The organism is Comamonas sp. MYb21 (assembly GCF_037479395.1).
Taxonomy (GTDB): Bacteria; Pseudomonadota; Gammaproteobacteria; order Burkholderiales; family Burkholderiaceae_C; genus Comamonas.
The window spans coordinates 55,240-72,717 of sequence record NZ_JBBGZC010000005.1 but is presented as its reverse complement, the minus strand read 5'-3'; the positions used below and the strand labels follow the sequence as shown (position 1 = coordinate 72,717).

Annotated in this window: 13 protein-coding genes; 10 read left to right on the top strand and 3 right to left on the bottom strand. The window is 64.5% G+C overall.

Annotated features, from left to right (window positions below):
- The first annotated feature begins 42 nt into the window (after positions 1-42).
- From WH367_RS08620 to WH367_RS08610, 3 genes are read left to right on the top strand one after another with little or no spacing between them, the layout of a single operon-like run.
- Positions 43-858 carry a carbon-nitrogen hydrolase family protein gene (locus WH367_RS08620; RefSeq protein WP_339535500.1) on the top strand — a complete coding sequence of 272 codons (816 nt, stop codon included), beginning with the start codon at positions 43-45 and terminating at the stop codon, positions 856-858.
- On the top strand, positions 858-2,888 hold the full coding sequence (locus WH367_RS08615; protein WP_339516619.1) for a sensor histidine kinase: 2,031 nt from the start codon (positions 858-860) through the stop codon (positions 2,886-2,888). The genes WH367_RS08620 and WH367_RS08615 overlap by 1 nt, the downstream gene beginning before the upstream one ends.
- A gap of 10 nt (positions 2,889-2,898) precedes the next feature.
- The gene (locus WH367_RS08610; protein ID WP_239809817.1) at positions 2,899-3,528 is read left to right on the top strand and encodes a response regulator transcription factor; all 630 of its coding nucleotides are present in this window, start codon (positions 2,899-2,901) and stop codon (positions 3,526-3,528) included.
- A 79-nt stretch (positions 3,529-3,607) separates the two neighbouring features.
- On the opposite strand, the gene WH367_RS08605 is transcribed toward WH367_RS08610, so the two are convergent.
- Entirely contained in the window at positions 3,608-4,258 is a 651-nt protein-coding gene (locus WH367_RS08605; RefSeq protein ID WP_339535496.1) for an OmpA family protein, read from the bottom strand.
- Positions 4,259-4,470: 212 nt separating this feature from the next.
- Here WH367_RS08605 and mltA point away from each other — a divergent pair, with 212 nt between their 5' ends.
- Entirely contained in the window at positions 4,471-5,712 is a 1,242-nt protein-coding gene (gene mltA / locus WH367_RS08600) for a murein transglycosylase A (protein WP_445228094.1), read from the top strand.
- A 74-nt stretch (positions 5,713-5,786) separates the two neighbouring features.
- Here mltA and WH367_RS08595 read toward each other — a convergent pair whose 3' ends face one another.
- Positions 5,787-6,284 (bottom strand): Lrp/AsnC family transcriptional regulator, encoded by a 498-nt coding sequence (locus WH367_RS08595; protein ID WP_021026471.1) that lies wholly within the window; start codon positions 6,282-6,284, stop codon positions 5,787-5,789.
- A gap of 213 nt (positions 6,285-6,497) precedes the next feature.
- Between WH367_RS08595 and WH367_RS08590 the strand changes: the two genes are divergently transcribed.
- The 6 genes from WH367_RS08590 to WH367_RS08565 all read left to right on the top strand — a co-directional run bounded on the left by WH367_RS08590 (position 6,498) and on the right by WH367_RS08565 (position 16,270).
- Positions 6,498-6,653 carry a hypothetical protein gene (locus WH367_RS08590; protein ID WP_339535492.1) on the top strand — a complete coding sequence of 52 codons (156 nt, stop codon included), beginning with the start codon at positions 6,498-6,500 and terminating at the stop codon, positions 6,651-6,653.
- Positions 6,653-10,249, top strand: coding sequence for an indolepyruvate ferredoxin oxidoreductase family protein (locus WH367_RS08585; protein ID WP_339535490.1), 3,597 nt, complete (start codon positions 6,653-6,655; stop codon positions 10,247-10,249). Before WH367_RS08590 ends, WH367_RS08585 begins: the two co-directional genes overlap by 1 nt.
- A 363-nt stretch (positions 10,250-10,612) precedes the next feature.
- Positions 10,613-10,945 (top strand): preprotein translocase subunit YajC, encoded by a 333-nt coding sequence (gene yajC, locus WH367_RS08580; protein ID WP_021026469.1) that lies wholly within the window; start codon positions 10,613-10,615, stop codon positions 10,943-10,945.
- A gap of 70 nt (positions 10,946-11,015) precedes the next feature.
- A complete protein-coding gene (gene secD, locus WH367_RS08575) occupies positions 11,016-12,908 on the top strand; it encodes a protein translocase subunit SecD (protein ID WP_339516042.1) in 1,893 nt (630 codons plus the stop codon).
- 11 nt (positions 12,909-12,919) lie between these two features.
- Positions 12,920-13,870: a protein translocase subunit SecF gene (secF, locus tag WH367_RS08570; protein WP_021026467.1), complete on the top strand. Its 951-nt coding sequence runs from the start codon at positions 12,920-12,922 to the stop codon at positions 13,868-13,870.
- A gap of 27 nt (positions 13,871-13,897) precedes the next feature.
- Positions 13,898-16,270: a DUF1631 family protein gene (locus WH367_RS08565; RefSeq protein WP_339535488.1), complete on the top strand. Its 2,373-nt coding sequence runs from the start codon at positions 13,898-13,900 to the stop codon at positions 16,268-16,270.
- Between the two features lie 11 nt (positions 16,271-16,281).
- On the opposite strand, the gene dprA is transcribed toward WH367_RS08565, so the two are convergent.
- Complete coding sequence (gene dprA, locus WH367_RS08560; protein WP_339535486.1) at positions 16,282-17,457, bottom strand: DNA-processing protein DprA; 1,176 nt, start codon at positions 17,455-17,457, stop codon at positions 16,282-16,284.
- Positions 17,458-17,478: the final 21 nt, after the last annotated feature.

Here is a 17,478-nt window from a genome sequence, read left to right as displayed (position 1 = left end):
CTTGCGGATAATAGCTGCCAGTTTCTCTTGCAGGATGCATCGATGAAAGTAGCCGCACTCCAAATGGTGACCAGCACAGACTGGGAGCACAACCGCACGCAGGCCTGGCAACTGCTGCAGCAGGCAGCGGCCGCTGGTGCGGAGCTGGCGGTGCTGCCCGAGTACTTCTGCCTGATGGGCCAGCGCGATACCGACAAGCTGGCGCTGGCCGAGCCGTTTGGCGAAGGCCCCATGCAGCAGTTCCTGGCCGACAGCGCCCGCAGCCTGGGCCTGTGGATCGTCGGCGGCACCTTGCCGCTGCAGGGGGCCGATGCCGCGCATGTCTACAACAGCAGCTGCGTCTACAACCCGCAGGGCGACTGCGTGGCGCGCTACGACAAGATGCATTTGTTTTGCTATGCCAACGAGCGCGAGTCCTATGACGAGCACCGCGTCATTGCGCCGGGCAACACGCCGCAGCAGTTTGACCTGCCCAGCCGCGATGGCCACCACTGGCGCATCGGCTTGAGCATCTGCTACGACCTGCGCTTTCCCGAGCTCTACCGCCTGCATGCGCAGGCGGGCGCGCATCTGATGCTGGTGCCCAGCGCCTTTACCTATACGACGGGCCAGGCGCACTGGGAGCTGCTGCTGCGCGCGCGGGCTGTGGAGAACCTGGCCTATGTGCTGGCCGCAGCCCAAGGCGGCCAGCATGAAAACGGCCGCCGTACCTGGGGCCACAGCATGGCCATCAACCCCTGGGGCGAGGTGATGGCGCTGCAGGCGAGCGAGCCCGGTGTGGTGCTGGCCGATCTGGACTGGGCGCAACTGCAGCGCTGGCGCCAGCAACTGCCTGCCTTGCAGCACCGCGTATGCTGATGGCGCATTGGGCGCAGTCGCTGGCGCAGCGCTGGCACCAGAGCTGGCGGCGCTGGTCGCTGTGGTCGGCGCTGGTGCTGCTGGTGGCGGGCACCCTGGTCACCCAGGTCTGGCTGGCCGGACGCTATGAGATATCTGAAGTGCAGCAGCGCCTGGACCGCGAGGCCCAGGATGCCGTCAGCGATATCCGCAGCCTGTTCAACGACAACGTCAACCGCCTGCGCAGCATGCCGCGCTATGACAGCGATGTGATGGCCTGGCAGTCGGCCGCGGCCACCATCTTGCGCAACCAGCGCGATCTCGCCCATATCGAATGGCGCAACCCGCAGCTGCAGATCGAGGCCAGCGAGGAGTCGCCTTATTTGAACCTGCAGTGGTCGGCCATCGACCGCACCGGCATGAACACCGAGAGCCATACCGCCTGCCTGCGTGCCCGCAACACCGGCGCGGCCTCGTACGCGGGCAGCTATTTCCTGTCGCAGGGCAATGGCACCGGGCTGGAGCTGCTCGAACTGTGCGTGCCGGTGATCACCGGCGACCAGTTGCACGGCTTTGCCGTGGCCACCTACATCTTGCAGAACGTGCTGTCGGACCTGGTCAACGAGAGCCTGCGCCGCAACCATGAGTTGTCCTTCACCGAGACCGATGGCACGCGGCTGGCGATTGTCAGCACACCCCGGCGCGGCACGCGCGTGTTCACCTCCAACCAGCTGCTCGATCTGCCCGGCGTGGCGCTGATGCTGCGGGTGGACAGCTGGCATGCGGCGCCCAATGTCTTTCCCAATGTGCTCACGGCCCTGGTCACCGGCATGTCGATCGCGCTGATCACCGTGCTGGTGGTGCTGGTGCGCGACAACCGCCGCCGCTTGAAGGCCGAGCGCGATCTGGGCGATGCGCTGGCCTTTCGCAAGGCGATGGAAGACTCGCTGGTGACAGGGCTGCGCGCGCGCGACCTGCATGGCAAGGTCACCTATGTGAACCCGGCGTTTTGCGAGATGGTGGGATTCTCTGCCGAGGAGATTCTGGACCCGAGCAAGGCCACACCCTACTGGCCGCCGGAGATGGCGCCTGAATACGCGCGCCGCCAGCAGATCCGCCTGTCGGGCCATCTGCCGCCGCCGCGCGAGGGCTATGAATCGACCTTCATGCACAAGGAAGGCCGGCGCTTTCCGGTGCTGATTTTTGAGGCACCGCTCATCAATGCCGCCGGCCTGCACACCGGCTGGATGAGCGCCTTTGTCGACATGAGCGAGCAGCGCCGGGTCGAGGAGCTCTCGCGCGCCTCGCAGGAGCGCCTGCAGGCCACCGCGCGCCTGGCGACGGTGGGCGAGATGGCCTCCCTGCTGAGCCACGAGCTCAACCAGCCGCTGGCCGCGATCTCCAGCTATGCGACGGGCATCATGAACCTGCTGCCCGATGGCGCCTCGCCCGATGAGGTGCAGGAGCACCTGCCCGATGTGCGCATGGCCGTGCAGCGCATGGCCTTCCAGGCCGAGCGCGCGGGCAAGGTTATCAAGAGCGTGCATGGCTTTGTGCGCCGGCGCGACCAGTCGCGCGAGTTTTTGCAGGCCTCCGAGCTGATGGACGCGGTATTGCCGCTGGTGCGGCTGCAGGCGCGTAAACTCTACGTCGATGTGGCCACCGAGGTCGCGCCGGGCTTGCCCGCCGTTTTCTGTGACCGGACCATGGTCGAGCAGGTGCTGCTCAACCTCAGCCGCAACGGCATGCAGGCCATGGACTATGGCGGCACGCACCCCCGGGTGCTGCAGATGCTGGTGCGGCTGGCGCCCAGCGACGATGGGCGGGCCTGGGTGGAGTTTGTCGTGGCCGATGTGGGCGAGGGCATCACCGAGGAGGTGGCCGCGCGCCTCTACACCCCCTTTTTTACCACCAAGGACGAAGGCATGGGCCTGGGCCTGAGCCTGTGCCGCACCGTGGTCGAGCAGCATGGCAGCCATTTGCGCTACCTGCCCAACCAGCCGCGCGGGACCATCTTCAGTTTTACCCTGCCAACCTGGCGCAACGATTGAAAGTTCAGAGATGCAGCCGCTAGTGAATGCCACCGTGTATATCGTCGATGATGACGCCGAGGTGCGGGATGCCCTGGCCTGGATGCTGCGCTCGCGCCGCTTGCTGAGCGAGAGCTTTGCCTCGGCCGAGGCCTTTGAGGCCATGCTGCGCAGCCGCCCGCCGCAGGTGGACCCGGCCTGCGCGCTCTTGGACGTGCGCATGCCCGGCATGAGTGGTTTGGCGCTGTTTGACCGCTTGGTAGAGATGGATGTGATCGCCGCCTTGCCGGTGATCTTTCTGACCGGCCATGCCGATGTGCCCACCGCCGTGGCCACCGTCAAGCGCGGCGCCTTTGATTTTTGCGAAAAACCGTTTTCCGACAATGTGCTGGTCGACCGCATCGAGCATGCGCTGCAGGCATCGAGCGCCTATCTGGAGACGCTGCGCTCGCAGCAAGGCGTGCGCGAGCGCGTGGCCGAGCTGACGGACCGTGAGCAGGCCGTCATGCGCCTGGTGATCGATGGCCTGCCCAACAAGCTGATTGCCGATGAGCTGACCATCAGCGTGCGCACGGTCGAGGTGCACCGCGCCCGGGTGTTTGACAAGATGCAGGTCAAATCAGCGGTGGAGCTGGCCAACCTGCTGCGCGACCTGGCCTGAGGCGAGACTAGCGCAAGCCCACAAAAAAGGGCGCCAGTCCTTGAACTGGCGCCCTTTGTGCATTCCGCACCGGCAGGTATTAACGGCCTGGCTGCACTTCACCCACATAGATCTCGACGCGGCGGTTGTGCGCGCGGCCGGCCGGGGTGTAATTGCTGGCGACGGGCTGGCGCGAGCCCATGCCCTGCACCTGGATGCGCGCGCCGTTCACGCCGCGCTGCGTCAGGTAGTTGCGGGCGCTCTCGGCACGGGCCAGCGACAGCGGGTCGTTGATGCCGTCGTTGCCGGTGCTGTCGGTGTGGCCGATGATGCGTACCTGGGCGTTGGGGTTGTTGCGCAGGCCTTCGGCAAAGCGGTCCAGGATGGGGGCGAAGTTGCCCTGGATGTCCGAGCGGTTGGTCTGGAACGAGATGTCGCTGGGGATATCGAGCTTGAGCTGGTTGTCCGGCGTCTGCGTCACCACCACACCGGTGCCCTGGGTGGCCTGCTCCATCTCCTGCTTTTGCTTTTGCATGTGCTGCGACCAGATATAGGTGCCCAGCGCGCCGATACCCGCGCCGATGACGGCGCCCGAGCCTGCATGGCCGCCGGCGATCGCACCCACGGCCGCACCGCCCAGTGCGCCCACGCCGGCGCCGGTGGCGGTTTGGCGTTGGGTGTCAGACATGTTGGCGCAACCGCTCAGGATGGCCAGACTGGCAACGGCAGAGACTAGAATTTGTTTACGCATGCTTGAACTCCTCTGAAGCAAGGGCCGCTCCGGAAATGGTGCAGGCCGTGGATGCAAATTGTGGGCAGTAGAACTGCCAAATGCCAGAGACAAAGTTCAAAAATGGTAAAAATGACGGCAATGAGCGGCCATGTCCTACGATTTGCGCAAGCTAGTCGCGAGGAGGCTGCTCATCTTTGCTTACGATTTCCCCTTTTTTGCGACCGGCAAACATCGTCCACCAGACGATCGCCACCAGTATGACCAACGCCAATAGCGCTTCCAGCAATATCAGTCCCATCGGTACCCGCTCCTTACGTACGCTGTCGATGGCTGCGATTGTAGGAATTCTGGCCGCCTGCTCCAGCCAAGTCCCTTTGGACCAGCCGTCTTCGCCGACCACCCGCCCGCCGGTATCGGGCAGCATCGAGGTGCTGCCCCCCGATGCCAATGAGCCGCTGCCCCCGGCCATCCAGCAGGCCAAGAGCCGCTGGGTGCCGGTGCACTGGTCGTCGGTGCCCGGGCTGGAGCAGGACAACCTGGCCGATGCCTGGAACGCCTGGATCAAAAGCTGCAGCCGCCCGCCGGTGCCGTTTGCGCAGTTCTGCTCCGAGGTGCGGCGCATGAGCCTGGCCTCGACCGAAGAGCAGCGCGCCTGGATGGTGTCGCGCTTTCAGCCCTACCGTGTCGAATCGCTCGACGGCAACCCCGATGGCATGCTGACCAGCTATTTCGAGCCCATGCTCGATGGCACGCGCCAGCCGGGCAATGGCTATTCGATCCCGCTGTACCGTTCGCCGGCCACGCTGGGCACGCGCAAGCCCTGGTTCAGCCGCCAGCAGATCGAGACCCTGCCGCAGGTGCAGGCCGAGCTGCAGGACAAGGTGATTGCCTGGGTCAACGACCCGGTCGATGCGATGGTGCTGCACATCCAGGGCTCGGGCCGGGTGCGCATCCAGGAGGCCGATGGCTCGGTGCGCCTGATCCGCGTGGCCTATGCCGCCACCAATGACCACCCCTACAAGAGCATTGGCAAATGGCTGCTCGACCAGGGTCTGGTGCGCGATGCCACCTGGCCGGGCATCAAGGCCTGGATTGCCGCCAACCCGACCCGGGTCAACGAGCTGCTCTGGAGCAACCCGCGCTATGTGTTTTTCAAGGAAGAGCCGCTGTCGCCGCTGGATGCCGAGTTTGGCCCCAATGGCGCCCAGGGCGTGCCGCTGACGCCTGGCCGCTCGATTGCGGTGGACCGGGGCAGCATCCCCTATGGCACCCCTGTGTGGATGTCTTCTACCGGCCCCACCGTGCAGCTCAACCGCCTGGTGATGGCGCAGGACACGGGCAGCGCGATCCTGGGCGCCGTGCGCGCCGACTACTTTGCCGGCTGGGGCCATGAGGCGGGTGATTTTGCCGGCCGGGTCAAGCAGCCGCTGCGGCTGTGGGTGCTGTGGCCCCGGGGTGTGGCCAAGCGCTGATGCGCCGGGTTTAATCAATCAGGCCAGCTGCGAGGCTGGCCTTTTGCATGGCAGCTGCTGATTGCCGAAAGCGGTCAACGCGAAGGCGTGCCTTTGGGGTTGGCTGTCATCGGCAGCGGCAAGGCACTGCTGGATTTCACCTCGCCGAGCGAAAAGGTGGTGTGCACATCTTTCACATTGGGCAGGTGCAGCAGCACATTGCGGATAAAGCTGGAAAAGCTCTCCAGGTCCTTGGCGACCACCTGCAGCTCAAAGGTGCCCGCGCCGCTGATGTAGTGGCAGGACGTCACCTCGGGCAGCAGACGGATCGATTCCTCCATGCGCAAGGTGATGTCGGCCGTGTTCTGCGCGGCATCGACGCGCACAAAGGCCAGCACGCCCAGGCCGAGCTTGTGGCGGTCCAGGGTCGCGTGGTAGCCGGTGATGTAGCCGGCCTCTTCGAGCGCACGCACCCGGCGCCAGCAGGGCGCGGCCGACAGGCCCACGCGCTGGGCCAGCTCGGCATTCGTCAAACGGGCGTTTTTTTGCAGCTCGTAGAGGATCGCCCAGTCGAATTTGTCAATTTGGTTCATTTATCGCCATTATTGAGCAAGATTCTTTCAAATACTAGGTAAACCCCGGCAAGGAAAAGAATACTTTATTCTCGCCGCCCGTCATACACTGCAGCGATGAAAGCCAGGGTGTTTTGCGCTGGCTGCTGGACTTGGTTCCAGATTCTTATAACGCCCCACAATCCCGGACCTGCCACAAGCGGCCACCGGGTGCTCTCCCCAGGAGACAAGACGATGAATGCCTCACTCCCCGAGTCCGTCCGCAAAGCGCAGGAGACGGTAACGCTGGACGACAACCTGCAACGCAGGTTGCAACACAAATATGCAGCGGGCGGCGCAGCCGCACGTGGCGTATTTGGCGACGAGCTTGTTGGCCAAGGAGGTGTGTGATGAACGCTTCACTGCCCGAATCCGTCCGCAAGGCGCTGGAAACCGTCACGCTCGACGACAAATACGCACTGGCCCATGGCCGTGCCTTCATGAGCGGGGTGCAAGCCCTTGTTCGCCTGCCCATGCTGCAGCGCCAGCGCGATGCCTTGCAGGGCCTCAACACCGCAGGCTTTATCAGCGGCTACCGGGGTTCGCCCCTGGGCGGCTACGACCAGGCGCTGTGGGCGGCCAAGAAGCACCTCAAGGAAAACAACATCGAGTTCCAGCCCGGCGTCAACGAAGAGCTGGGCGCCACGGCAGTCTGGGGCACGCAGCAGCTTGACCTGTACCCGCAGAGCAAGAAGTTCGACGGTGTCTTTGGCATCTGGTACGGCAAGGGCCCGGGCGTGGACCGCAGCGTGGATGTGTTCAAGCATGCCAACATGGCGGGCACGGCCAAGCACGGCGGCGTGATTGCGCTGGCGGGCGATGACCACATCAGCAAGTCCTCGACGGCGGCGCACCAGAGCGACCACATCTTCAAGGCCGTGGGCTCGCCGGTGTTCTTTCCCTCCAGCGTGCAGGACATCCTGGACATGGGCCTGCACGCCTTTGCGCTGAGCCGTTTCTCGGGCGTCTGGTCGGGCATGAAGACGATCCAGGAGATCGTGGAGTCGTCGGCCAGCGTCTCGGTGGACCCGGACCGGGTCAACATCATCACCCCCGATGACTTTGTGATGCCGCCCGGCGGCCTGCACATCCGCTGGCCCGATGCGCCGCTGGAGCAGGAGGCGCGCCTGATGGACTACAAGTGGTATGCGGCGCTGGCCTATATCCGCGCCAACAAGCTCAACTACAACGTCATCTCCACGCCCAAGGACCGCTTTGGCATCATCGCCAGCGGCAAGGCCTTCAATGACACGCGCCAGGCGCTGATCGACCTGGGGCTGGACGACGACACCTGCCGCCAGCTGGGCATCCGCCTGCACAAGGTCAACGTGGTCTGGCCGCTCGAGGCCTCCATCACGCGCGACTTTGCGATGGGCCTGCAGGAGATTCTGGTGGTCGAGGAAAAGCGCCAGATGATCGAGTACCAGCTCAAGGAGGAGCTGTACAACTGGCGCTCGGATGTGCGCCCCCATGTGCTGGGCAAGTTCGACGAGACCGATGGCGACCACTCCGGCGGCGAGTGGTCGGTGCCCAACCCCAGCGACCACTGGCTGCTGCGCCCCAAGGCGGACCTGACCCCGGCGCTGATTGCGCAGGCGCTGGCCAAGCGCTTGAAGAAGCTGGGCGTGCCTGATGACATTGTGCGCCGCATGGATGCGCGCCTGCAGGTGATTGCCGCGCGTGAGCAAGGCCTCAAGGACAGCACGCAGGAGTCGGTGGACCGCCTGCCCTGGTTCTGCAGCGGCTGCCCGCACAACACCAGCACCCGCGTGCCCGAAGGCAGCCGCGCGGTGGCCGGTATTGGCTGCCACTACATGGTCAACTGGATGCCCGACCGCAACACCAGCACCTTCACGCAGATGGGCGGCGAAGGCGTGACCTGGGTCGGCCAGGCGCCGTTCACGACCGACCAGCATATCTTCTCGAACCTGGGCGACGGTACCTACTTCCACAGCGGCCTGCTGGCGATCCGCCAGAGCATTGCCTCGGGCGTGAACATCACCTACAAGGTGCTCTACAACGATGCGGTGGCGATGACCGGTGGCCAGCGCGTGGGCGAGCGCCCCGAAGGCCATTCGGTGCTGCAGATCATGACCAGCCTGTTGTCCGAAGGGGTCAAGAAGCTGGTCATCGTGACCGATGAGCCGGAAAAATACCAAGGCGTGCAGCTGGGCGCAGGCGTGACCGTGCACCACCGCGACGAGCTCGACCGCATCCAGCGCGAGTTCCGCGAGCTCAAGGGCACGACAGCCATCATCTACGACCAGACCTGCGCGACCGAAAAGCGCCGCCGCCGCAAACGCGGCACGCTGGCCACGCCAGCCAAGACCGTCATCATCAATGAGGCGGTGTGTGAGGGCTGCGGCGACTGCTCGGTGCAGTCCAACTGCCTGTCGGTCGAGCCGGTAGAGACCGATTTTGGCCGCAAGCGCAAGATCAACCAAAGCACCTGCAACAAGGATTTCTCCTGCGTCAAAGGCTTTTGCCCAAGCTTTGTCACCATCGAAGGCGGCCAGCTGAAAAAAGCCAAGAAGGAGAAAAAGGGCGATATGGCCAAGCTGCCGGCCTTGCCCGATCCGGTATTGCCCGTGGCCACCCAGGCCTGGGGCATTGTGGTGGCCGGTGTCGGTGGCACGGGTGTGATCACCATCGGCTCGCTGCTGGGCATGGCCGCGCACCTGGAAGGCAAGGGCGTGGTCACGCAGGATGCGGCAGGTCTCGCGCAAAAGGGCGGCTCGACCTGGAGCCATATCCAGATCGCCAATTCGCCCGATGCCATCTACACCACCAAGGTGGACACGGCCAAGGCTGACCTCATCATTGGCTGCGACCCCATCGTCGCGGCCAACAAGACCACCCTGGCTGCGATGCAACAGGGCCGCACCTTTGTGGCGCTCAACACCCATGGCGCGCCCACGGCGGCCTTTGTGCACAACCCGAACTGGCAGTTCCCCGAGGCGGGCTGTGAATCGGCGATCCTGGCGGCGGTGGGCCAAGAGGGCGTGGGCATGTTCGATGCCGAGCACATTGCCACCCAGGCGCTGGGCGACAGCATCTACACCAACCCGCTGATCCTGGGTTACGCCTGGCAAAAGGGCCGGGTGCCGCTGTCCCATGCCGCGCTGATGCGGGCGATGGAGCTGAACGGCGTGCAGGTGGACAACAACAAGGCCGCATTTGAGTGGGGCCGCCAGTGCGCTGCCAACCTGACCCAGGTGCAGGCCATGTTTGCTGCACAGCAGGTCATCCAGCTGGTGAAAAAGCCCTCCTTGCAAGAGCTGGTGGCCAAGCGCGTGGCATTCCTCACCGATTACCAGGACAGCGCCTATGCGGCCGACTACCAGGCCTTTGTGAACCAGGTGCATGCGGCCGAAGCCAAGTTGGGCAGCAGCACGCGCCTGTCGCAAGCGGTGGCGCGCTATCTGTTCAAACTGATGGCCTACAAGGACGAGTACGAGGTGGCGCGCCTGCACACCACGGCCGAGTTCAGCGAGAAGATTGCCAGCATGTTCGAGGGCGACTACAAGATCGTGCACCACCTGGCGCCGCCCACCACGGCCAAGCGCAACGACAAGGGCGAGCTGGTCAAGAAGGCCTATGGCGGCTGGATGCGCAAGGCCTTTGGCGTGATGGCGGGGCTCAAGGGCCTGCGCGGCGGCGCACTCGATATCTTTGGCCGCACCGAAGAGCGCCGTACCGAGCGCGCGCTGATCCTGGAGTACCGTGCCTGCATCGAGGAGCTGCTGCAGGGCCTGAGCGCCGAACGCCTGGCGCTGGCCGTCGAGATCGCCAGCATCCCCGAAGACATCCGTGGCTACGGCCATGTCAAGGAGCGCCACCTGGCCGCTGCCCGTGCCAAATGGCAGCAGCTGATGGCACGCTGGCATGCCCCAGCGGATGCCGGCAATGCGCCGGTGGCCGCCAAGCCAGAACCGGCTCGGGTGTAAAGCTATTGGCCATCAGCCTCTGCACGCTATGCCGACCAAGCCGCCAGGACACCGTGCCTGGCGGCTTTTTTGTCAGCCTGCCGGGGTGGATGGTATGACAAATTTGTCATATCGGGCGGGGCTCCCACAGGGTGGGCCAGGCATTTGGGCAGGTAAATACCATCGGATCGGCTGTGTTAGCCATAGTGGCTTCTACCAATACGCTGGCATGAAAACTGCTTAATTCCATGAAAACAACCGGAAAAACCAGAGGCATCCAAGGTATTGCCTGGGTGTTCGCAGAGGGGCACGCATACAATGCTTCTCTTTGGGCCTTGGTTTTGGTCATCCAGGCAAGGCCTGCATCCACGTTGGGAGCTTCATTTGTTTATCTCTTCTGCTTTTGCCCAGACCGCACCGGCTGCTGCTGCCTCCGGCGGCATGACCTCCACCCTCACCAGCATGCTGCCTTTGGTGCTGATGTTTGTGGTGCTGTATTTCCTGATGATCCGTCCTCAGATGAAGCGCCAAAAGGAAGCCCGTGCGATGATCGACGCGCTGGTCAAGGGCGACGAAGTGGCGACCAACGGTGGCCTGGTGGGCCGCGTGGTGGGCCTGGACGAACAGTTCCTGCAAGTAGAGTTGGCCCAGGGCGTCGTCGTGCAACTGCAGCGTGGTGCTGTGGTGCAGGTGCTGCCCAAGGGTACGCTGAAGTAATCCATCGTTGAAACAGCAATTGGCGCAGCATGGCTGCGCCTTCTATTTTGCGTAAGGTAAGAGCGCGATCATGAACCGTTATCCGGTCTGGAAGTACGCGATCATTGTGATCGCGCTTCTGGTAGGGGTTGTATACACCCTGCCCAACTTTTTTGGTGAGGCGCCTGCAGTCCAGGTCGCCTCGGTCAAGGCGACTGTTACGGTCGATTCTGCATTGCAGCAGCGCGTGGAGACGGTGCTGGCCGATGCCGACGTCAAGCCGCTGAGCATCGCGCTGGAAAACGGCTCGATCCGTGCCCGCTTCGACAAGGAAGACGAGCAGCTTAAGGCCAAGGGCGTGCTCGAGCGTGCCTTGATCCCTGACACCAGCGACCCCTCCTATGTGGTGGCGCTGAACCTGATCTCCCGCTCGCCCGCCTGGCTCACCGCCTTGCATGCCAAGCCCATGTACCTGGGCCTGGACTTGCGCGGTGGCGTGCACTTCACCTTGCAGGTGGACATGCAGGCGGCGCTGACCAAGCGCACCGAAGCGCTGACCAGCGATGTGCGTCTGGCGCTGCGTGACAAGAAGATTCGCCACGGCGGTGTGAACCGCGAAGGCCAGTCGCTCGAAGTGCGCCTGCAAGACGAGGCCACGGCCACGACGGTGCGCAACCTGATTGTGGACACCATGCCCGACCTGCAGGCCAACGTGGTCAGCACCGGCGGCGCCTATGTGGTGCGCGCCAACATCAAGCCTGAATCGCTGCGCAGCGTGCAAGAGCAAGCGCTCAAGCAGAACATCACCACCTTGCACAACCGTATCAATGAGCTGGGCGTTGCCGAGCCAGTGATCCAGCAGCAAGGCTCCGACCGCATCGTCGTGCAGCTGCCCGGCGTGCAGGATCCCGCACAGGCCAAGGACATCCTGGGCCGTACCGCGACCCTGGAAGTGCGCATGGTCGACGACAGCTCGGACGCGCGCGCTGCTGAAATGGGCACCGGCCCCGTGCCTTTTGGCTCTGAAAAGTACAGCGACCCGCATGGCCAGTCGATTGTCGTGAAAAAGCAGGTCATCCTGACCGGCGAGAACCTGAACGACGCGCAGCCCGGCTTTGACAGCCAGACCCATGAAGCGACCGTGAATCTGACGCTGGACGGCAAGGGCGCGAACATCTTCAAGCAGGTCACCAGCGAGAACATTGGCAAGCGCATGGCCATCTTGCTGTTTGAAAAGGGCAAGGGCCAGGTCGTGACCGCGCCGGTGATCCGCTCCGAAATCGGTGGCGGCCGCGTGCAGATCTCGGGCAGCATGACGACCAAGGAAGCCAGCGATACTTCGCTGCTGCTGCGTGCCGGCTCGCTGGCTGCGCCGATGGAAATCATCGAGGAATACACGATCGGCCCCAGCATGGGCAAAGAGAACGTGGAAGCCGGTATCAAGAGCATTGTGGGCGGCTTCATCGCGATTGCCGTCTTCATGTGCATCTACTACATGATCTTTGGCGTGGTCTCGACCATTGCGCTGGGCGTGAACGTCTTGCTGCTGCTGGCCATCCTGTCGATGCTGCAGGCTACCCTGACCCTGCCGGGCATTGCCGCCATGGCACTGGCCATCGGTGTGGCCATTGACTCGAACGTGCTGATCAATGAACGGGTGCGCGAAGAATTGCGTGCTGGCGCGTCGCCGCAGGCGGCCATCCATGCCGGTTATGAACATGCCTGGCACACCATCTTGGACTCCAACGTCACCACCTTGATCGTGGGCCTGGCGCTGCTGGCCTTTGGCTCGGGCCCGGTGCGCGGCTTTGCCGTGGTGCACTGCATCGGCATTCTGACCAGCATGTTCTCGGCCGTGTTCTTCTCGCGTGGCCTGGTCAACCTCTGGTATGGCCGCCGCAAGAAGCTCAAGAGCGTGTCGATCGGTCAGGTCTGGAAGCCCGAGGGCGAAGACCACCGCTCCGTGGCATCTGCTAAACGTTAAGGAGGAAGACCATGGAATTCTTCCGTATCAAAAAAGACATCCCTTTCATGAAATACGCGTTGGTGCTCAACGCGATTTCGGTCATCACCTTTGTGCTGGCGGTGTTCTTCCTGACCACCCGTGGCCTGCACCTGTCGGTGGAGTTCACCGGCGGTACTGTCATGCAGGTGGCCTACGAGCAGCCTGCGGACGTGGGCAAGATCCGCGAACAGGTCGCCTCGCTCGGCTACCAGGACATCCTGGTGCAGAACGTGGGCAGCGCTGACCGCGTGATGATCCGCCTGCCGATCGAGAAAGGCGTGACCACGGCCCAGCAAGGTGAGAAGGTCATGGGCGCGCTTAAGGCCGCCGACCCCGGGGTGACCTTGCTGCGCAGCGAGTTCGTCGGCCCCTCGGTCGGTGAAGAGCTGGTGCACGGCGGCCTGATGGCGCTGGGCGCCGTGGTGCTGGGCATCGTGATCTACCTGGCGATGCGCTTTGAGTGGAAGTTCGGTGTGGCCGCGGCCATCGCCAACTTGCATGACGTGGTGATCATCCTGGGCTTTTTCGCCTTCTTCCAGTGGGAGTTCTCGCTGGCCGTGCTCGCCGGTGTGCTGGCGGTGCTGGGCTACTCGGTCAATGAGTCGGTGGTGATCTTTGACCGGATCCGTGAGGCATTCCGCAAGTTCCGCAAGCTCAGCACGCCCGAAGTGATCGACCACGCGATCACCTCGACGATGAGCCGGACCATCATCACCCACGCCTCCACCGAGGCGATGGTGCTGTCGATGTTTCTTTTTGGCGGTGCCAGCTTGCATTACTTTGCGTTGGCGCTGACCATTGGTATTCTTTTTGGTATCTACTCGTCGGTGTTCGTCGCTGCGGCCATCGCCATGTGGCTGGGCGTCAAGCGCGAAGACCTGGTCAAGGTCAGCCAAAAGGACCTGGACCCGAACGACCCCAATGCCGGGGCTACGGTATAAAGCAGACCGATAAGGGATGGGATTTCTGTGGCTGTTGCACCTTCGCACCATCGCACCTGGCAAAAAAAGCTCGCCCGTGAAGCGCGGCTGAGATTTGTCGGGGGCTTGTGCGTGGGTCTGCCCGGGGTGGCAGCGCGCCTGCGCGCCGAGCTGCTCCAGATCATGGCGCGGCCCAGTACCGATCCCGCCCGCTCGCATGTGGCGCTGTCGGCAGCCATTGCCGAGTTTGACAGCCGCCAGCAAGCCTGGCTGGACAGCGCCAACAGGCTGCTGCGCCAAAGCCTGCTGGCGGGCGAGCCGGCCCCCGAGCCGGTGGCAGCACCCCCCACCATCACCAGCTTCGAGCTGGTCAGCAACGAGGCCATCGAAGGCCGCATCATCGCCTCGCGCCTGGCAGCCCAGCTGCTGGAGCTGGTGGCGCTGGAGCTGGACAGCGTGCGCCGCGTGACCCAGTTTCTGGAAGACCAGGAGCTGGGCCCAGCTGACGCGCTGCGCCCCGAGACCTGGTGCCTGCGGCTGATCGAAGCCTGGGAAGCCGCGGGCCTCAGCCGCAAGACGCTGGACCTGCTCTGGACGCCGATGCTCGAAGCGCTGGCGCCTCTGGGCATCAGCGGCTACACGGCGGTGCGGCGCTTCTATGACGAGCAAGGCGCGGCCAGCGAAGACGAGCTGCGCAGCTACCGCATCAAACGCACTGAAAGCGAGCGCCATGCACCGGCGGCAGCTGCAGCCGCTGCCGCTGCCGCTCACCAGGCGGGCGGCATGGCTGCAGCGCAAGGGGCCGTAGGCGCGGCCTCGGGTGCGGCCAGCATGCCCTCGGGCCTGATGCCAGCTGGCGGCGCCGGTGCCCCCGGTTGGGTGGCCATGGGTGCAGCCCGCCAGAAGAGCCAGGGCGTATTGGCGCAGCTGCGGGGATTTTTGCAGAATGTCGCCGGCAGCCGCTCCAATGGCGGGCCGACCTCGGTGCGCGCCTCGCTGGGAGACGCTGGTGGCTATGTGATCTCGCCGGCGCTGCAGCATGCGCTGGTCTCGCCGCCCACGGCGATCCAGTCGGCCTGGTTCCATACCGCACCGGCCGATGACGATTTTGACCCCGGACAGGTGGTGGCGCCGGTGGCACTGGCGGTGCGCCAGCAATCGTCGGCACTCAAGAGCGTGGCCTCGTCCGACGAGGAAAAGGCGATCATCGAGATCATCGCCTTGATGTTCCAGAGCATCCTGAACGAAGACCGTATCCCGGCCGGTATCCGCATCTGGTTTGCACGCCTGCAGGTGCCGGTGCTGCGCGTGGCGCTGGCCGAGCCGGCGTTCTTCAACGACACCGAACACCCCGCGCGCCAGCTGATCGACCGCATGGGCGCCTGCGTGCTGGGCTTTGAGGCCGCTGCGCTCAATGGCACGACCTTGGAGGCCGAGGTCAAGCGGGTGGTGCAGGTCATCGAGCAGTACCCGGACACCGGCAGCCGCGTGTTCCAGCTGGTGCTCAAGGAATTCCAGAAATTCCTCGAAAAGAACCTGACCGGCCAGACCGCCACCGCGCGCGAGCTGGTGAGCCTGGCCCAGCAGATCGAGCAAAAGGAAACGCTGGCCATCCAGTACACGATCCAGCTGCGCGACATGCTGCTGGAGATGCCGGTGGACAGCGATGTGCGCGAGTTCCTGTTCAAGCAGTGGTCCGATGTGCTGGCCATGTCGGCCATCCGCTTTGGCGCCGAGCACGAGAACACGCAAAAATTCAAGAAGGCCGCGCTGGACCTGGTCTGGTCGGCGTCGGCCAAGCCCAGCAAGGAAGAGCGCGCCAAGGTGATCCGCCAGTTGCCGCTGTTGCAAACCGTGCTGCGCCAGGGTTTGACCTTGTCGAACATCGTTGGCGAGCGCCAGGACGAGATGATCAAGAGCCTGATGGACATCGTGGCCGAGGCCTTCCTGGCCAAGACCAATGAGATCCCGCAGGAGCGCATCATTGCGCTGGCAGAGCGCCTGGCCCATCTGGAAGATGCCCTCGATGAGGTGGTGACCGAGGAGTACCCGCTCAGCGCCGAGAGCATCGAGCTGATGCTGGGCATCGACACCAGCAGCATCCAGGTGATTGCCGATGATGGTGCGCTGGTACAGCCCGAGGTGCTGGAGTGGGCGAAAAACCTGTCGCTGGGTAACTGGTTCCTGCTGGACCACAATGCCAGCCCGCTGCAGGTGCAGTATGTCTGGCACAGCCAGCACAAGCAGCTGCATCTGTTTGCAGCGCTGAGTGGCTCGTGCTTTCTCTTCCAGATGCGGCGCATGGGCCACTACCTGCAGGCGGGCCTGCTGCTGCCGCGCGATGCCGAAGGCATCACCGCGCGCGCCGCGCGCGATGCGCTGGCCAAGATCGAGGCCAACCCCGAGCGGCTGCTGCAGTAAGGCTGCTGGGTCTAGCCTGCCGCCAGGCGCTGGAACAAGCCGCCCGGCATGCGTGCCACCTGGCCTTGGAGTTCGAGCTCCAGCAGCTGGATCTGCAGGCTGGCGATATCGATGCCGGTGCGGCTGCACAGGCTGTCCAGATCGACCGGGTCAAAACCCAGCGCCTGCAGCAAACCCTGGTCTTCATGCTGATCGTTGCTGGCCGCTGCGCCAGGCGCGGCCGCTGGGGCAGGTTCTGCAGCTGGCGCCCGCGCGGCTGCACCGCCCAGCGCCGGCAGCTCTTCCAGAATATCTTCCACCGATTCCACCAGCTTGGCGCCCTGGCGGATCAGCGCATGGCAGCCTTTGCTTTGCGGCGCATGGATGGAGCCGGGGATGGCGAAGACCTCGCGCCCCTGCTCGCTGGCCAGCCGGGCGGTGACCAGGGAGCCGGAGGCGGTCGCCGCCTCGACCACCAAGGTGCCGCTGGCCAGGCCGGCAATCAGCCGGTTGCGTTTGGGAAAGTTCTGCGCCAGCGGGGGCGTGCCCAGGTGGTATTCGCTGACGATCCAGCCCTGCTCGGCAATCTGCGCGGCCAACGGGTGGTTGGCCCGGGGGTAGACCCGGTCGATGCCGGTGCCGATCACGGCGATGGTGGCGGGTTGCGTCGCCGTTGCGGCCTCCAGCGCGCCGGCATGGGCGGCGGCGTCAATGCCCAGCGCCAGGCCGGAGACGACGGTCACGCCCTGGCGCGCGAGGGCCTGCGCAAAAGCGCGGGCATTGAGCTCGCCCTGGGGTGTGGGGTTGCGGCTGCCGACCAGCGCCAGCGCCCGGTGCGGCCAGGCCAGGCCTTGGGCGCCAAACCAGCGGGCATGGCCGGTGATGTATAGCAGCACCGGCGGGCCGGCGGTTTCCAGCAAGGACGCCGGGTAATCGGCATCGCCCAGGGTCAGCACATGGCGCTGCAAAGGGGCGGGCGCGCTGGTCAGCCAGGCCCAGGTGGCCGCCTGCAGCGCTTGCAGCTCGGGGCTGGGGTGGTGCAGCGCCCGGGCTTGCGCGGGCGTGATGCAGCTCTCCAACGCGGCGCTGGTCTGGGCCAGCACGTCAGCGGGCAGCCCAAAACGCGCGAGCAGCCGCCGGATGGCGGTATTGCCCAGGCCGGGCGTGGCACTCAGGCGCAACCAGTCATGCAGCTCTTGTTCGGTCATGGGCAAGAGCCGCCTTCCCGG